Annotated in this window: 13 protein-coding genes, 1 other RNA gene and 1 pseudogene; 9 read left to right on the plus strand and 6 right to left on the minus strand. The window is 69.4% G+C overall.

Going from position 1 to position 16,355, the window contains the following annotated elements; translation table 11 throughout:
* Nucleotide 1: 1 nt before the first annotated feature.
* The 3 genes from ACODTB_RS03685 (at nt 2) to htpX (ending at nt 3,116) form a co-directional block, all read left to right on the plus strand.
* A complete protein-coding gene (locus tag ACODTB_RS03685) occupies nt 2-757 on the plus strand; it encodes a DUF3025 domain-containing protein (protein WP_291117907.1) in 756 nt (251 codons plus the stop codon).
* Nucleotides 754-2,139 carry a glutamine synthetase family protein gene (locus tag ACODTB_RS03690; RefSeq protein ID WP_488929103.1) on the plus strand — a complete coding sequence of 462 codons (1,386 nt, stop codon included), beginning with the start codon at nt 754-756 and terminating at the stop codon, nt 2,137-2,139. The genes ACODTB_RS03685 and ACODTB_RS03690 overlap by 4 nt, the downstream gene beginning before the upstream one ends.
* Before the next feature lie 98 nt (nt 2,140-2,237).
* The gene (htpX, locus tag ACODTB_RS03695) at nt 2,238-3,116 is read left to right on the plus strand and encodes a protease HtpX (RefSeq protein ID WP_291117901.1); all 879 of its coding nucleotides are present in this window, start codon (nt 2,238-2,240) and stop codon (nt 3,114-3,116) included.
* Nucleotides 3,117-3,171: 55 nt separating this feature from the next.
* On the opposite strand, the gene ACODTB_RS03700 is transcribed toward htpX, so the two are convergent.
* Both ACODTB_RS03700 and ACODTB_RS03705 read right to left on the minus strand, forming a co-directional pair.
* Nucleotides 3,172-3,855, minus strand: coding sequence for a glycine zipper 2TM domain-containing protein (locus ACODTB_RS03700; RefSeq protein ID WP_291117898.1), 684 nt, complete (start codon nt 3,853-3,855; stop codon nt 3,172-3,174).
* 83 nt (nt 3,856-3,938) lie between these two features.
* Entirely contained in the window at nt 3,939-5,033 is a 1,095-nt protein-coding gene (locus ACODTB_RS03705; protein ID WP_291117895.1) for a GlxA family transcriptional regulator, read from the minus strand.
* 99 nt (nt 5,034-5,132) lie between these two features.
* On the opposite strand from ACODTB_RS03705, the gene ACODTB_RS03710 reads away from it, so the two are divergent.
* Entirely contained in the window at nt 5,133-6,479 is a 1,347-nt protein-coding gene (locus ACODTB_RS03710) for an amidohydrolase (RefSeq protein ID WP_488929104.1), read from the plus strand.
* Here ACODTB_RS03710 and ACODTB_RS03715 read toward each other — a convergent pair.
* The gene (locus ACODTB_RS03715; RefSeq protein ID WP_291117891.1) at nt 6,466-8,313 is read right to left on the minus strand and encodes an NAD(P)/FAD-dependent oxidoreductase; all 1,848 of its coding nucleotides are present in this window, start codon (nt 8,311-8,313) and stop codon (nt 6,466-6,468) included. The genes ACODTB_RS03710 and ACODTB_RS03715 overlap by 14 nt on opposite strands.
* Nucleotides 8,314-8,426: 113 nt before the next feature.
* Here ACODTB_RS03715 and ACODTB_RS03720 point away from each other — a divergent pair, with 113 nt between their 5' ends.
* The 3 genes from ACODTB_RS03720 (at nt 8,427) to rnpB (ending at nt 10,775) form a co-directional block, all read left to right on the plus strand.
* Entirely contained in the window at nt 8,427-9,017 is a 591-nt protein-coding gene (locus ACODTB_RS03720; protein WP_488929105.1) for a DUF2239 family protein, read from the plus strand.
* 32 nt (nt 9,018-9,049) lie between these two features.
* Complete coding sequence (locus ACODTB_RS03725; protein ID WP_291117886.1) at nt 9,050-10,405, plus strand: MATE family efflux transporter; 1,356 nt, start codon at nt 9,050-9,052, stop codon at nt 10,403-10,405.
* A gap of 20 nt (nt 10,406-10,425) precedes the next feature.
* Nucleotides 10,426-10,775, plus strand: an RNA gene (gene rnpB / locus ACODTB_RS03730) — RNase P RNA component class A.
* On the opposite strand, the gene ACODTB_RS03735 is transcribed toward rnpB, so the two are convergent.
* Nucleotides 10,770-11,807, minus strand: a complete 1,038-nt coding sequence (locus ACODTB_RS03735) for a LysR family transcriptional regulator (RefSeq protein ID WP_488929106.1) — start codon at nt 11,805-11,807, stop codon at nt 10,770-10,772. The two genes, rnpB and ACODTB_RS03735, sit on opposite strands and share 6 nt — an antisense overlap.
* Before the next feature lie 116 nt (nt 11,808-11,923).
* Between ACODTB_RS03735 and ACODTB_RS03740 the strand changes: the two genes are divergently transcribed.
* Nucleotides 11,924-12,976, plus strand: coding sequence for an aromatic ring-hydroxylating dioxygenase subunit alpha (locus ACODTB_RS03740; protein ID WP_291117882.1), 1,053 nt, complete (start codon nt 11,924-11,926; stop codon nt 12,974-12,976).
* Between the two features lie 35 nt (nt 12,977-13,011).
* Nucleotides 13,012-14,148 (plus strand): ABC transporter substrate-binding protein, encoded by a 1,137-nt coding sequence (locus ACODTB_RS03745; protein WP_291117879.1) that lies wholly within the window; start codon nt 13,012-13,014, stop codon nt 14,146-14,148.
* Nucleotides 14,149-14,160: 12 nt separating this feature from the next.
* Here ACODTB_RS03745 and ACODTB_RS03750 read toward each other — a convergent pair whose 3' ends face one another.
* On the minus strand, nt 14,161-14,574 hold the full coding sequence (locus ACODTB_RS03750; RefSeq protein ID WP_291117876.1) for a low affinity iron permease family protein: 414 nt from the start codon (nt 14,572-14,574) through the stop codon (nt 14,161-14,163).
* Between the two features lie 17 nt (nt 14,575-14,591).
* Nucleotides 14,592-16,320 (minus strand): annotated as a pseudogene (locus ACODTB_RS03755) (MBL fold metallo-hydrolase).
* Between the last annotated feature and the right edge of the window lie 35 nt (nt 16,321-16,355).

The following is a 16,355-nucleotide window of genomic DNA, read 5'->3' on the forward strand; positions in this document are numbered from 1 at the left end:
CTTGGAAGTGGCGCTCGACTGGGCCGCCCCCTGGTTCGCCGCCGTGGCCAACGAGGGGCGGGCGGTGGCGGCGTCCCTGGCCGGTGGCGAGCCCTGGCCACAGGCGCTGGGCGGCGGCGCCCCGGTGCGCTTCGTGCCGCAGGCCGAACTGCCCGCCGGGACCGCTTATGAGCAGTTCATCTTCGACACTGGCCGCGTGCCCACGCGCGAGAACCTGCACGACTTCTTCAACGGTCTGTGCTGGCGCCGTTTCCCGTTGACCAAGCAGCGTCTGAACCAGCTGCAGGCCGCGCAGATCGCCGCCGACGGCGTGCGCGACGTGCGGGGCCCGGTGCGCGACGCACTCACCCTGTTCGACGAAAACGCCGCTTTGCTGCAGGCCCCCGCGCCGCTCTGGGAGGCCTTGACGGCCCGCGACTGGTACCGCCTGTTCGTGACGCTGCGCCCGCTCTGGGCGCAGGCGAGGCTGGTGCTGTTCGGCCACGCCCTGCTGGAAAAGCTGGTGACGCCCTACAAGTCCATCACCGCCCATGTGTTCCGAACGCCAGTGCCATCGGCCTTGGGAGACGACCTCGCCGCGTGGGACGCATGGCTGGCGCAGGACCTCAGCGCGCCGGTGCTCGCGGCCAAACCTTTCACGCCGCTGCCGGTGCTGGGCGTGCCGGGCTGGTGGGCGGCGAACGAAGATCCCGCTTACTATGCCGACGCCGGGGTGTTTCGCCCCAGGCGCACCGATGCCCCAACGGACACCCCATGACCCAGCCCGCCACGACCTCCTGGTCCCACCTGAACCTGGCGCAGGACGCCGACCGCGCCGAGCTTGCCGCCCATTTCCGCGCCACCGGCGTGCGCGACGTGGAATGCCTGTTCGCCGACGTCACCGGCTACCCGCGCGGCAAGCTCATGCCCGCGGCCAGTTTCGCCGGGGGTGGTGAACTGCGCATTTGCCAGGCCATTCCCATGCAGTGCGTGACGGGCGAGTATTCCTACGACAAGGTCTTCCCCGACAGCGACCCCGATGTGCGCCTGGTGCCCGACCTCGCCACGCTCAAGCTCGCCCCCTGGGCCAGCGTGCCGCGCTACCTGGCGGTGCACGACTGCGTGGAACTCGACGGCAGCCTGTGCGAGTTCGCCCCGCGCTCGGTGCTCAAGAACGTGGTGGCGCGTTACCAGGCCCTGGGGCTCACGCCCGTGGTCGCGCCGGAGATCGAGTTCTACCTGACCGCCGCCATGACCGACCCTGCCCAGCCGCTGACGCCGCCGGTGGGGCGGGGTGGCCGGCCCGAGGTCGGGCAGTCGGCTTTCAGTCTGAACGCGCTCAACGAACTGGCGCCGTTCTGGGACGCGTTCCACGCCGCCATCGACGCGCTCGGCATCCGGGCCGACACCTGGCTGCACGAGGTTGGCCCTTGCCAGTACGAGATCAACCTGTTGCACGGCGATCCCGTGGCCGTGGCCGATCAGGCCTTCCTGTTCAAGACGGCGGCGCGCGAGATCGCGCTGCAGCACGGCCTCAACGCGGTGTTCATGGCCAAGCCCCTGGCGGGCGAAGCGGGCAGCTCCATGCACCTGCACCAGAGCGTGGTGGACGCCGAAGGCCGCAACATCTTCAGCCAGGCCGATGGGGCCGAAAGCGAGGCCTTCCTGCACTACATCGGCGGCCTGCAGGCCTTCACGCCCGATCTCACGCTGATCTACGCGCCCACCGTGAATTCCTACCGCCGCTACGTCGCTGGCAGCCAGGCGCCGATCAACGTGGAGTGGGGCCGCGACAACCGCACCGCCGGCCTGCGCGTGCCGGTGAGTCCACCGGCCGCGCGCCGGGTGGAAAACCGCCTGGCCGGCGCCGACGCCAACCCCTACCTGGCCATCGCTGCCACGCTCGCCGCCGGCCTGGAAGGCCTGCAGACCCGCTGCCTGCCGGGCGAACCGGTGCAGGACAACGGCTACGACCTCCCCCGGGGCCTGCCGCGAACTTTTTTCACCGCCCACGAACAAATGGCCCAGAGCGCTCACGCGCCGCGCCTGCTGGGCGAGCGCTTCGCGCGCGCCTACCTCGCGGTCAAGGCGCTGGAACACGAGAGCTTCCTCAACGAGATCAGCGCCTGGGAGCGGCGCTTCCTTCTGCCCCAGGTGTGAGGCCGGCGCGCGCTGAAAGGGCGGTGCCGCTTGAAGAACCGCGTGGGCGGCCCCACTTATCATCCCGCTGTCGTCGATTCCTACAACCCGGAGTTCCCATGAAACGCATCCTGCTGTTTGTCCTGACCAACTTCGCCGTGATGGCGGTGCTGTTGATCACCACCCGCATCCTGGGCGTGGATCGCTTCCTCACGGCCAATGGGCTGAACATGACGGCACTGGCCGGGTTCTCGCTTGTGATCGGCTTCGGCGGCGCCATCATCTCGCTGCTGATCAGCAAGCCCATGGCCAAGTTCAGCGCTGGCGTGCGCGTGATCAACCAGCCGCAGAACGCCGACGAGGCCTGGATCGTGGAGACCGTGCGCCGCTTTGCCGACAAGGCCAACATCGGCATGCCCGAGGTCGGCATCTTCGAGGGCGCGCCCAATGCCTTCGCCACCGGCGCGTTCAAGAACTCGGCCCTGGTGGCCGTGTCCACCGGCCTGCTGCAGAACATGACCAAGGAGGAAGTCGAGGCCGTGATCGGCCACGAGGTCGCGCACGTGGCCAACGGCGACATGGTCACCATGACGCTGATCCAGGGCGTGATGAACACCTTCGTGGTGTTCCTCAGCCGCGTGATCGGCTACGCGGTGGACGCTTTCCTGCGCCGCGGCAGCGACAACAACTCCGGTCCCGGCATCGGCTACATGATCACCACCATCGTGATGGACATCGTGCTGGGCTTCCTGGCCGCCATCATCGTGGCCTGGTTCAGCCGCCAGCGCGAGTTCCGCGCCGACGCAGGTGCCGCCAGCCTGATGGGCCGCAAGCAGCCCATGATCAATGCGCTGGCCCGCCTGGGCGGCCTCACGCCGGGCGAGCTGCCCAAGACCATGCAGGCGCTGGGCATCACGGGCGGCCTGGGCAAGCTGTTCTCGACCCACCCTCCCATCGAGGAACGCATCGCGGCCCTCCAGCAACAGCAGCAGGCCTGATCGGCAAGGCCAACAAAAAAAAGCGACCCTCGGGTCGCTTTTTTTGTGCGGGGCTTCAGCGGTTGCGTTCCCAGCGGTCGTTGTCGCGGCGGTTGTAGTAGCCGTCGTGGCGCGGGTACGGGTGGCCCGGGCCCCAGCGGTTGCCAGGATAGGCGGGGTAGTAGGTGGTGCCGATCGTGATGCGGGTGGACGGCTCCACGTACTGGGTCTGTGGCTGGTAGGAGGGATAGACCACGGGCGGCGGAGGCGGCGGCATGGCGTCGGCCGGTGTGACGTTCAGGCGCACGAAGCGGCCCGGGTCCTGCGGCATCTGCGTGCGGTACTGGCGGCCGGCGTACTCGTAGACCACGTCGTAGGCCACGGTGCGGTTTTCGTAGAAGGTCTGCGTGCCGCACTGGCGGTAGGTTTCGGTGTAGGGCTGGCTCGGGCCTTCGATGCGGTTGCCCAGCATGGCGCCGCCAATCAGGCCGATCACGGTGGCAGCGGCACGGCCACCACCGTCGCCGATCGCATTGCCCATCGCACCGCCGGCGATGCCGCCGATCAGCGCGCCGGCGCCGGATTTCTGGCCCTGGTAGGTCACCTGCTGGTCGCTGCAGACCTCGCGCGGCACGGCCACCTGCTGGATGACGGGGGTGCTGCTGACCACGCGGCCTTGTTCATCCTGAGCGTGCGCCACGCCGCTGCCGGCCAGGGCGAGCAAGCCGGTCATCACGGGAATCAGAACGGGGGTTTTCATGGAGAACTCCTTATGGGGGTAGCCTGAAGCATGCACCGCTTGTGTCAAGCCCGGATGCCCATGCTGTAAAGATTCGTGTCGTTCTACGGGGTTCCCGGCTTTTTTGCCGCCGATCGCAGAGCCGAGAGCGCGGTGTCCACGCTGGCACCGGTGTCCACCCGCCAGCGGCGGCGTGGGGCGCGCAGGGCGTGCCGTTGCCGGTAGGCGGTGGGGGTGAGCCCGGTGTGGCGCGCGAAGACGCGGCGAAATGCCGCCGGGTCGGTGTAGCCGCAGGCCAGCGCCACCGTGGGCACGCTCTCCAGCGTGATCTCGAGCAGCACGCGCGCCCGGGCACAGCGCAGGCCGTGCAGGTGGTCCAGCGGCGAATGGCCCAGCTCCTGCTGGAAGTGGCGCAGCAGGGTGCGGGTGCTCACCGCGGCGGCGATGGCCAGGGCCGCCAGGTCGTAGGGCTGCTCCACACGCTGCTCCATCCAGGCAATGGCGCGCGCCAGGGTGCTGTCGCGGGTGTTCGGAATGGTGTGTGTGGCTTGAGCTGCGGCCAGTTCGCGGTCGCGGTCAGGGCGCAGCACCGCCGCCAGGGCGGCGGCCGGTTCGGGGCCCAGGGCCTGCTGCGCCAATGCGATGGCGAGCGCGCTCAGGTCGGCGGGGTAGGCGGCGCTGAGCCAGGGACCGTCTTCGCAGAAACCCTGGCCGACCTCGGGCTCCAGCGAGGGAAAGTCGCGGCGCAGGCCGGCAATGTAGTACCAGGCCAGGGCGAGGCGGTGACCATCGAGCCGCCCGCTGCGCGCGGCGAACCAGGCGCCGTTGCCCAGCGTGCACACCCGGCGGCCCGTGTCCACCATCAGCGCGGCCCGGCGCGCGAGCGCCGCATGGCGCTGCACGGCCTGGCGCAGCGCTGGAATGTCGGCCAGATGCAGGGGCGCGATGAACAGCGCTGCAGCAGGGGTGTCGCCGCCCTGGCCTTCGAGCGCGAGCGCCTGTAGCAGCCCTTCTTCGGCGCGCAGCGGCTGGCCCAGGGCATCGACGAAGCGCCAGGCCAGGCGCGGCGCCCGGGCGCCCAGGCGCAGGCCCGCCATCAGGTTGGCGGTGCGCAGCAATTCCACCAGCGCCAGTGCGTGGCCCATGGCGCTTTCAGGCAACACGGCGATCTCGACGACAAACAGGGGCTGTGTGGGCATGGCGGTATCGGCTTCCTGAATGGCGATATTAGCTTCCTGCCGAGGGAAGCCCGCTCTTAGCATGGACGTCTCATTCACTTCCCCCCAGGGGTACTTCTGATGCGCTTGTCCCTTTCAACGTCCTCGCTCGTGGCGGCACTCGCGGCCAGTGGTGGTTTTTGGCTGACCACGCCGGTGGCGGCCCAGGCGCTCGATGCCGCCGGTTTCAAACAGATCGAGACGGCGGTGGACGCGCTCGCGCCCAAGATGGTGGCGTGGCGCCGCGACATCCATGAACACCCCGAGCTCTCGGGCCAGGAAGTGCGCACCGCCAGGCTGGTGGCCGAGCACCTGCGCAAGCTGGGCATGGAGGTGCAGACCGGCGTGGGCGGCACCGGCGTGGTGGGCACCTTGCGCGGTGGTCTGCCGGGCAAGGTGGTGGCGCTGCGCGCCGACATGGACGCGCTGCCGGTGGAAGAGAAGACCGGTCTGGCCTTCGCCTCGAAGCAGAAGGCCACCTACCTCGGCAAGGAGGTGCCGGTGATGCACGCCTGCGGGCACGACGCCCACGTGGCCATGCTGATGGGCGCGGCCGAGGCGCTGGCGGGCCTGCGCGCGCAGTTGCCGGGCACGGTGAAGTTCATTTTCCAGCCGGCCGAGGAGGGCGCGCCCGTGGTGGCGGATGCCAGCGGCAAGGTGCCCAGCTTCGGTGCCAAGGCCATGATCGAGGCCGGGGCCTTGAAGGACGTGCAGGCCATCTACGGCCTGCACATCACGTCCAACCTGCCCTCGGGTGTGGTGGGCTACCGCAGCGGCCCGCTGATGGCGGGTTCGGACGCGCTGACCATCCACGTGGACGGGCGCGGCGGCCATGGGTCGTCGCCCTGGGCCGCGGTCGATCCCGTCGTGGCGTCGAGCCAGGTGGTGCTGGGTCTGCAGACCATCGTGAGCCGCCAGCTCAACATCAGCAAGGAGCCGGCGGTCATCACCATCGGCTCCATCCAAGGTGGCACGCGCTACAACATCATTCCCGACAGCGTGGAGATGATGGGCACGCTGCGCACCTTCGACGAGGAGATGCGCGAGGACGCGAAGAAGCGCATCGTCGCGACTGCCGAGTCGATCGCGGCTTCCAGCGGCGCCAAGGCGCGCGTGAGCTTCGGCCCGGTGGCCTACCCGGTCACCACCAACCCGGCCAAGCTCACCGAAGCCTCGCTGCCGGCGCTGCGCGAAGCACTGGGTGGCAAGGTCATGCTGATCCCCAAGGTGAGCGGCTCCGAAGACTTCTCGGAGTTCCAGAAGGTGGTGCCCGGCTTCTTCTATTTCCTGGGCGCGCCGCAGAAGGGGCAGGACTTCGCCAAGGCGCCGTCCAACCACTCGCCGCTGTTCGACCTCGACGAGGCTCAGCTGCCGGTGGGCGCCCGTTCGCTGGCCGCGCTGGCAGTGGACTTTCTCAAGCGGCCCTGAGGGCTGCCGGGGTGGCCTCGCCGAGCAGGTCTCGCGCGAGCGCCTCGGCCACCCGCAGGCCGTCCACACCGGCCGAGAGAATGCCGCCGGCATAACCCGCGCCTTCGCCGGCCGGGTACAGGCCGCGCGTGTTCAGGCTCTGGCAGTCGTCGCCGCGCGTCAGGCGCAGCGGCGACGAGGTGCGGGTTTCGACACCGGTCAACACGGCGTCGGGCATGTCGTAGCCGCGCATCTTGCGGCCGAACACCGGCAGCGCCTCGCGCATGGCCTCGATGGCGTAGGCGGGCAGGGCAGGGGCCAGGTCGCCGAGCTTCACGCCGGGCCGGTACGAGGGCTCCACCTCGCCCAGCGCGCTCGAAGGCGTCTGCTTCAGGAAGTCGCCCACCAGCTGGCCGGGCGCTTCGTAGTTGGCCCCGCCCAACTGGTAGGCGCGGGCTTCGAGTTCGCGCTGCAGCACGATGCCGGCCAGCGGGTGTGTGCGGCCTTGTGCTGCGAGCGCACGGGCCTGCTCGGTGTAGCGCGCGCCGTCGGTCTCGCCAAAGGCGGCGGTCCACCGCGGCAGGTCTTGCGCCAACGCCTGCGGAAAGTCGCTGGGTTCGATGCCGACCACCAGGCCCGCGTTGGCGTTGCGCTCGTTGCGCGAGTACTGGCTCATGCCGTTGGTGACCACGCGCCCGGGTTCGGAGGTGGCGGCCACCACGGTGCCGCCCGGGCACATGCAGAAGCTGTAGACCGCGCGGCCGTTCTTCGCGTGGTGCACCAGCTTGTAGTCCGCCGCGCCCAGCAGCGGGTGGCCGGCGTGGCGGCCCCAGCGCGCGCGGTCGATCACGCCTTGCGGGTGCTCGATGCGAAAGCCGATGGAGAACGGTTTGGCCTCCATGAACACGCCCGCGTCCCACAGCAGGGCGAAGGTGTCGCGCGAACTGTGGCCCAGGGCGAGCACCACGCGCCGCACCGGCATGTCGATGGTGTCGCCGCTGTCCAGGCGCCGCACCGTGAGGCGGTCGATGCGCTGGGCCTCTCCTTCACCCGCCAGGCCGATGTCGCAGACCTGGTGCTGGAAGCGGATTTCGCCGCCGAGCGCGACGATCTTCTCGCGCATGGCCTCCACCACGCGCACCAGCTTGAAGGTGCCGATGTGTGGGTGCGCGGTGTAAAGGATTTCGGGCGGCGCGCCGGCTTCCACGAACTCGTGCATGACCTTGCGGCCGAGGAAGCGCGGGTCCTTGATCTGGCTGTAGAGCTTGCCGTCGGAAAACAGGCCGGCGCCGCCTTCGCCGTACTGCACGTTGCTTTCGGGGTTGAGCACGTGCTTGCGCCACAGGCCCCAGGTGTCCTTGGTGCGCTCGCGCACCGGCTTGCCGCGCTCGAGCACGATGGGCCGCAGCCCCATCTGCGCCAGCGCCAGCGCCGTGAACAGGCCGCAGGGCCCCAGGCCCACCACCACCGGGCGCTCGCGCTCGTCGCTGGGCCAATGCGCCGGTGCGTGGCCTGGGGCGTGCCAGGCCATGTCGGGCGTGGGCTGGATGTGGGGCTTGCCCGCGTGCGCCGCGAGCAGGGCGGCTTCCTGCCCCGGGTCGGTCAGCGCCACGTCGACGATGTAGACCGCGAGCAGGTCGGCCTTGCGCGCATCGAAGCTGCGCTTGAACACGTCCAGGTGGGCGATCTGCGTGGCCTCGATGCCCAGCGCGGTGGCGGCCAGGGCGGTCAGGGCGTCGATGGGATGCGGCGGGGGCTGCCGGTCGACCTCGGTTTCGGTCGGAGCGTCGGCGGCGCGGCGGTGTTCGGCCGGCACGGCGGCCAGCGGCAGTTTGAGTTCGGAGAGGCGGATCATGTGTCGTGGGGCTTGTGTTGATCAAGCAGAAGACGAAGCCCCCGTATTGTCGTCAATGCGCTGCCCTTGAAATAATCCGGGTGAAATTATTAAAACCGGGTAAAATTCGACGCATGAAAGACACAAGCCTGCCCACCTGCACCGCCTTCATCGGCTCGAAACGGGTGGCCTTCGGCACCTACGACGAGGTGGCACGGACCCTTGCCACGCTCGACCTCTCGGCTGGCGGCTTGCTGGTGTTCGACGACGCCACCGCGGCGCAGGTCGATCACCCCTGGCCGCCCGGCCACCCGGCACCGCCTGCCGATGACGCGCGCCGCGCGGCACCCGCCGCCGCCCCCCAGGTGGGCCGACCGCGCATGGGCGTGGTGGCGCGCGAGGTGACGCTGCTGCCGCGCCACTGGGCGTGGCTGGCGCAGCAGCCCGGTGGCGCGTCGGCGGCCCTGCGGCGCCTGGTCGAGGAAGCGCGCCGCACCCACGCCGATCGCGACGGCTGGCGCCAGGCCAAGGAGCGCGCCTACCGCTTCATGAGCGCCATCGCGGGGGGCTTCGAGGGGTTCGAAGAAGCCTCGCGCGCGCTGTTTGCCCACGACGCCGAGGCCTTCGCGCGCTGCATCGCCGACTGGCCGGCGGACGTGCAGGCCCACCTGGCCTGGCTCGCGCGCGACGCGTTCGCGCCCGAAACGGCGGCACCATCCGCCTGACACCCTTTCAACAAGACAACAAGAAGCCCTCCATGCCCAATGCTCCCCAAGGCCCGCTCTGGCGCGTCTACCTCGTTTTCCTCGTGCCCATGGTGCTGTCCAACATCCTGCAAGGGCTGTCGGGCACGCTCAACGGCATCTTCATCGGCCAGATGCTGGGCACGCACGCGCTGGCGGCGGTCTCGGGCATGTTCCCGATCGTGTTCTTCTTCATCTCGCTGGTGATCGGCATCGGCGCGGGCGCCTCGGTGCTCATCGGCCAGGCCTGGGGCGCGCGCGAGCCGCACAAGGTGAAGGCCATCGCGGGCACGGCGCTGGTGCTGGGCGCCCTGATCGGCCTGGTGGCCGCCGTGCTGGGTGTGGTGTTCGCGCGGCCGGCGCTGCAGGCCCTGGGCACGCCGGTGGACGTGCTCGACGACGCGGTGTCGTATGCGCGCGTGATGCTGCTCATCATGCCGCTGCTGCTGGTCTTCATCCTGTTCACGCAGTTGCTGCGCGGCGTGAGCGACACGGTCTCGCCGCTGATCGCCCTGCTGCTGTCGACCGCGCTCGGCCTGCTGCTCACGCCGGCGCTGATCCAGGGCTGGCTGGGGCTGCCGCAGCTGGGCATCCAGAGCGCGGCCTACGCGGGGCTGGTGTCCTACGCGGCGGCGCTGGGTTTCCTGGCATGGCGCCTGGGCCGCAAGCACCATGTGCTGGCCGTGGACCGCGAGCTGATCGGTGCGCTGCGGCTGGACCGCGACATCCTGGCCAAGGTGATGCGCATCGGCATCCCGACCGGGCTGCAGATGGTGGTGATCTCGGTCTCCGAACTCGTGATCCTGGCGCTGGTGAACGGCCACGGCTCGCAGGCCACGGCGGCCTACGGCGCGGTCACGCAGGTGGTGAACTACGTGCAGTTCCCCGCACTGTCCATCGCGATCACCGCCTCCATCCTGGCGGCGCAGTCCATTGGCGCGGGCCGGGTCGACCGCCTGGGCGCGATCCTGCGCACCGGCCTGTGGCTCAACGCCGTGCTCACCGGCGTCCTGGTGCTGCTGGGCTACGCGCTCTCGCACAAGCTGATGGGCCTGTTCCTCACGCAGCCCGAGGTGCGCGCGCAGGCCGAGCACCTGCTGCACATCATGCTGTGGAGCATCCTGGTGTTCGGTTTCCAGGCGGTGGTGGGTGGCCTCATGCGCGCCAGCGGCGTGGTGATGGTGCCCATGGCCATCTCGGTCTTCTGCATCCTGGCGATCCAGCTGCCGGCGGCCTATGTGCTCGACGCGCAAATGGGCCTGCCCGGTGTGTGGGTCGCGTTCCCGGTGGCCTATGTGGCCATGCTGGTGATGCAGACCGCCTACTACCGGCTGGTGTGGCGCCACCGCAAGATCGAGCGCCTCGTCTGAGCAGGCGATAATCGCCGCGTGAAGCGCACCAGACCGCCGCTGGCACGACATCCCGAAAGGGTGTGCTGGAGGAACGTCCGGACTGCACAGGACAGCGCAGGAGGTAACACCTCTCCACCGACAAGCCCATCGAGTTCGCTCGGTGGGCCCTAAGGTGAGGATCAGAGCAACAGAGACGAGCCGATTCAGTTCGGGTGAAACGGGCAATCTCTGCGCGCAGCAACACCAAATAGGCCAGCGTTGACGTGGTTCCGCGGAGCTGGCGGGTAGGTGGCACCGAGCCGGGGAGCGATCCCCGGCCCAGATGAATGGCGGTCACGGTGGGGGCAACCCCGCCGCACAGAATCCGGCTTATCGGTGCGCTTCACACTTTATTGGCCCCCACGCTCCGCCGCTGCGCGGGTCGCTGCCCCCCAGGAGAGCTGATCCGGCTTGGGGCGGCCCGGCGCCGGATCGTTTCTCCGCCGTACATCGACTGCTCCACCGCACGCCACTCGTCCGACTGTTCGTTGAACAGCTGCGACACCTGCGCGCGCAGCCACTGGTTGCGCGTGTCGTGGCGGTACAGGCGGTGCCAGTGCTGCTGCACGGCAAAGCGCGGCGGGTCGAAGGGTGGGCGCACCAGGCGGATCGCGCCGCTGCGCGCCACGCTCATGCCGGCGGCCAGCGGCACCGTGGCCACCAGTTCCGATTCGGCGATCACCGCCGCCAGGCTCATGTAGTGCGGCGTGCGCAGCACCACGTGGCGGTGGATACCCTTGCGTTCGATGAAGCGGTCCACCAGGTCGGTGCTGCGCGCAGGCGAGCTCACCAGCGCGTGGTCCAGCGACTCGAAGTCCTTCAGGCTCAGGTGGGTCTGCGCATGCGGGTGGTCGGCGCGCATCACGCAGGCGAAGGTGTGCATGTACAGCCGCTGGTGGAAGAAGACCTGCTTGTTCAGATCGGGGAAGTAGCCCATGGCCAGGTCGGCCTCGCCCGCTTCCATCGCCGCCTCCAGCTGCGAAGTGGGCAGGGGGAAGCAGCGCACCGAGGCGTGCGGCGCGTGCACCGCGAGGTGGCGGATCAGGCGGGGCAGGAACACGATCTCGGCCACGTCGGCCATGACCAGGCGGAATTCGGTCTGCGTGGTGGCCGGGTCGAACTGCGGGTCGGCCAGGATGCCGGTGCGCACCTGGCCAAGCACGGCGCGCGCCGTGCCCACCATCTCGCGGGCGCGCGGCGTCGGCTCCATGCCCTTGGAGGTGCGCACGAACAGCGTGTCCTCGAACTGCAGGCGCAGCCGGTTGAGCGCGGTGCTGAAGCCGGACTGGCTCATGCCCAGTTGCTGGGCGGCGCGTGTGACGTTGCGGGTGTCGTCCAGGTTGACGAGCACGCGAAGCAGGTTGAGGTCGAAGTCCATCATCGCTCCGGCAGATAGTGGGTATCTGGATAGTGTATTGATGGAGCGGGCCGGTGGCCCTAGATTCCGTTCCCAGACCGGCAGCCCACGATGCCGCCGGCAAGCACGGAGACAAAGACATGTTCGTCAAGAATTGCTGGTACGTCGCGGCCTGGGACCACGAGGTGCTGGCCGACACGCTGCTCGAACGCGGCATTCTCAACCAGTCCATCCTGATCTACCGCCTGGCCGACGGCACGCCGGTGGCGCTGGACAACAAGTGTCCGCACCGGCACGCACCGCTGAACCTGGGGCGGCGCGAAGGAGACAGTGTGCGCTGCATGTACCACGGCCTCAAGTTCGACGCCACGGGCCAGTGCACCGAGATCCCGGGCCAGGACCGCATCCCCCCCAAGTTGTGCGTGAAGAGCTACCCCATGGTGCAGCGCGGGCGCTGGTTGTGGATCTGGATGGGCGACGCCGAGCGGGCCGACCCGGCGCTGATTCCCGATGCGTACTCGCTCAACCACCCCGAGTGGCGCATGAAGCCGGGCTACCTGCACTACGACGCCGACTACCAGCTGATTTCCGACAACCTGCTGGACTTCTCGCACCTGTCCTACGTTCATGAGAAGACCCTGGGCGGCTCACCGAACATCGCCGAGGTGAAGCCCGTGATCGAACGGCTGGAGCGCGGCGTGCGCGTGACGCGTGATGTGTTCAATACCGTGCCGGCGCCGTACCACGCGCGGCTGGGCGGCTTCACCGGCAAGGTCAACCGGCGCTTCAGCTACGACTACCTCGTGCCCGGCATCCTGCTGATGGCCGCCAGTGTGAAGCCCGCCGACGCGCCCGACGACGACATGACCGGGGCCCTGCAGTTCCACAGTTGCCAGGCGCTGACGCCGGAGACCGACACCACCACGCATTACTTCTTCATGCAGGCGCACAAGTTCCGGCTCGACGACGCGACCATCACCGAGTCGATCTACCAGAGCCTGTGCACGGCCTTCGAGGAGGACCGCCGCATCATCGAGGCGCAGCAACGCCTGATCCGCCGCACGCCGCCCAGCCCCATGCAGCCGATCGCAGCCGACGCGGCGCTCAACCAGTTCCGCTGGCTGATCAAGCGCCTGCACGACGAGGAAACCGCCGCCAACCCGGCCGTGATTCCACTGCAGTCCGTGGCCTGAGAGCCGATCGATTCACCACCCGAAGGAGACACAAGATGAAGCCATTCCTGCGCCTGGCCGCGCTCACCACCCTGGCCCTGAGCGGCGCCGGGGCCCAGGCCGAGATCGTGATCGGCGCCAGCTTTTCCATCACTGGGCCGGCGGCGGCGCTGGGCATTGCGCCGCGCAACACCATCCAGCTGTTCCCGACCGAGATCGCGGGCGAGAAGATCCGCTACGTGGTGCTCGACGACGCCACCGACCCGACCAACGCCGCGCGCAACGCGCACCGCCTGGTCACCGAGGAAAAGGTGGACCTGATCATCGGCTCCACCGCCAGCCCGCCGGCCATCGCGATCGCCCAGGTCGCCAGCGAGTCGCAGACCGTGCAACTCGCCGCCGCGCCGATCGACCTGCCCGACGAGCGCGGCCAGTGGACCTACCGCCTGCCGCAGAGCATCTCGCTGATGGCGCAGGGCACCATCGAGCACATGAAGAAGAGCGGCGCGAAGACCTTCGGCTTCCTGGGCTACTCGGACGCGTACGGCGAATCCTGGCTGCGCGAGATGACGCGCTACGGCAACGAGGCCGGGCTCAAGCTGTTGAGCGTGGAGCGCTTTGGCCGTGCCGACGCCTCGGTCACCGCGCAGGCGCTCAAGGTGCTCTCGCCCAACCCCGACGCCATGCTGGTGGTGGCCTCGGGCAGCGGCGCGGTGATGCCGCAGAAGGCGCTGGTCGACCGCAACTACAAGGGCCGCATCTACCAGACCTTCAGCGCGGTGGCGCCCGACCTGCTGCGCATGGGCGGCAAGGACGTGGAAGGCACGCTGGGCCTGTCAGGCCCGGCCGTGGGCGCCGACCAACTGCCCGACAGCCACCCGTCCAAGCCGGTCGCGCTCGATTTCGTCAAGCTGTACGAGGCGAAGTTCGGGGTCGGCAGCTACAACCAGTTCGCGGCCAACATCTGGGGAGCCAAGCTGCTGCTGGACAAGGCGATTCCGGTGGCGCTGAAACAGGCGAAGCCCGGCACCGTGGAGTTCCGGCAGGCCTTGAAGAAAGCCATCGAGAACACTGGCGAGGTGGTGGTGCCGCAAGGGGTGCTGAAGTACAGCGCCGCCGACCACTACGGCTACGACCACCGCGCCCGCTTCGTGCTCAAGGCGCGCAATGGCGTGTGGGTCGCGGCGGACTGAGGCCGGGCGCGCTCAGGCCTCGGGAATGTCGGTGTCCGTGCCGCCGCCCTTGAGCCGCGCCCGCGCCTGGGCGGCCAGGTCCTCGTACTTCTGGCGGAAGGCGTCGAGCTCTTCCTCTTCCAGCTCTTCGAGGTCCAGCAGGGCGGTGTGCGCGCCCTGGGTGGCGCGGATGAGTTCGTCCAGCTTGACCTGGATGGCCTCGGTGTCGCGGTTCTGCGTGTTCTGGATCAGGAACACCATCAGGAAGGTGATGATGGTGGTGCCGGTGTTGATCACCAGCTGCCAGGTGTCGCTGAAGCCGAACAGCGGTCCCGTGACCAGCCACACCACGATGAGCGCGACCGCCAGGGCGAAGACGCGCGGGCGGCCGCTGAAGCGCGCGGCCGCCTTGGCGAAACGCGAGTACCGGTTGGTGGATTTCGGCATGGCGGCCTCCCGCGTCTTCAGAGGTTGAAACCGCCCAGGCTCTGGATGCGCTCCACGTGCGCCATCAGCGAGCGCTTGGCCACCGGCCACAGGCGGTCGGGCACGTCGTCGTAGGCCAGCTTCACCCAGTCGTCCATGCTGCCCTCGGGCACGGCCTGCATGGCCCGCGCCACCTTGGCCTCGCGGGCGAGGCGGTGGGCCTTGAGGTGGGCGATGGGGGGGGGGGGGGGGCGCCCCGCCATGCTCGGGGGCGCTGGGGTTGTCGCCCGTGCGCTTCAGGTCCCCCAGCACGTAGCCGTGCGCGGGCAGCAGAAACTCGATGCCGTGGCGTTCACACAGCGCATCCAGCTTGTCCAGTGAATCGAGGTAGGCGCCCATGTTGCCGTCGGGTGGGTCGATCACCGTGGTGCTGCCGTTGAGGATGTGGTCGCCAGTGAACAGCAGGCCGTCTTCCACCAGCGCCAGGCACAGGTGGTTGGCCGCGTGGCCCGGGGTGTGCACCACCTCCAGCGTGTGCGACACCGTGGCGTCCCCTGCCTGGCCCAGCAGCACGAGCTGTTCGCCGTCGGCCAGCACGCGCTCGGGTGTGAAGCGGCTGTTCTCGCGCGAGGTGGGGGCGCTGGGCAGGCCTAGGATGGGCGGCTTCTCCAGGCCGGCCGCCATGCACAGCGCCTGCAGGCGCGGCGCGCCGGGCGAGTGGTCGGGGTGCGAGTGGGTGCAGACGATGGCCTGGATGCGCCCGCCCGCCGCGCGCCACAGGCGCTCGATGTGGCTGGGTTCGTCCGGGCCCGGGTCGATCACGATGTGGCCGCTGGCCGGGTCGCCCACGATGTAGCTGTTGGTGCCCGGGCCGGTCATGAAGCCGGGGTTGGGCGCGGTCAGGCGCTGCACGTTCTTCAGCAAGGACACCGTCTGTTCGTTCTGCCAGTCCAGGCTGTGCACCATCTGTCCGTCGGGGCACACCATGGCGAGCTCGCCGAACGGGGACTCGTGTTCCATGTAGCGCTCTTCGGCGCCTCGCACCAGGCCGGCGCGCGGGCAGCTCGTCCACAGCGGCTCGTCGTTGCGGGCACAGGCGTCCAGCACGGCCTGCACGGTGGGGTAGGCCTGCAGGCGCTCCAGCGTGCGGATGGTGGGGAAGATGATGAAGAAGCCGCCGGCCTTGTGGCGCTCCAGCGCATCGGCCGGGCGCACCCAGCACGGCTCGAACTGCTCGGCCTCGTCGGCCACCGGTTGTTGGCCGGCGGGCATGCGGGCCACGAGGAAGGGCACGTCGAAGCGCCGCGGCAGGTCGCGGTCGGTGATCCAGTGCGCGAGCACGAACACGCCCGCGCCGTCCAGCGTCAGCCCCCGGGCCTGGCACTGCGCGGCGAACGGGGCCTTGCGGTCCAGCGTGGCGATGTCGCTGTCGTCCACCGGCGAACCGTCGGCCCGGTGTGCGAGCAACACGCCGAGTTCCTCGTAGCTCTCGCGGATGGCCGCGATCGCCTGCGTGAGGTGCAGATCGCTCTGGGTGGGCCGGCGGGTGGCGATGCCGTGGGCCTGGGCGTCGGCGGCATCGATGCCGCCGCCCGGGAACACGTAGGCCCCGGGTGCAAAGCTGGCCGTCATGGAGCGGCGGGTCATCAGCACCTCGATGCCGGGGCGGGCCGGGTCGGTGCTGTCGCGCAGCAGCAGCACGGTGGCGGCGGGCCTCACGGCGGCGAGGGGGCGGGGCGGATGGAGGAGTTGGGTGGGGCGGACCATCCGGTCATTTTGCGGCAAGGCGCCGCCGCGCGCTG

Source organism: Hydrogenophaga sp. FG152 (assembly GCF_057809615.1).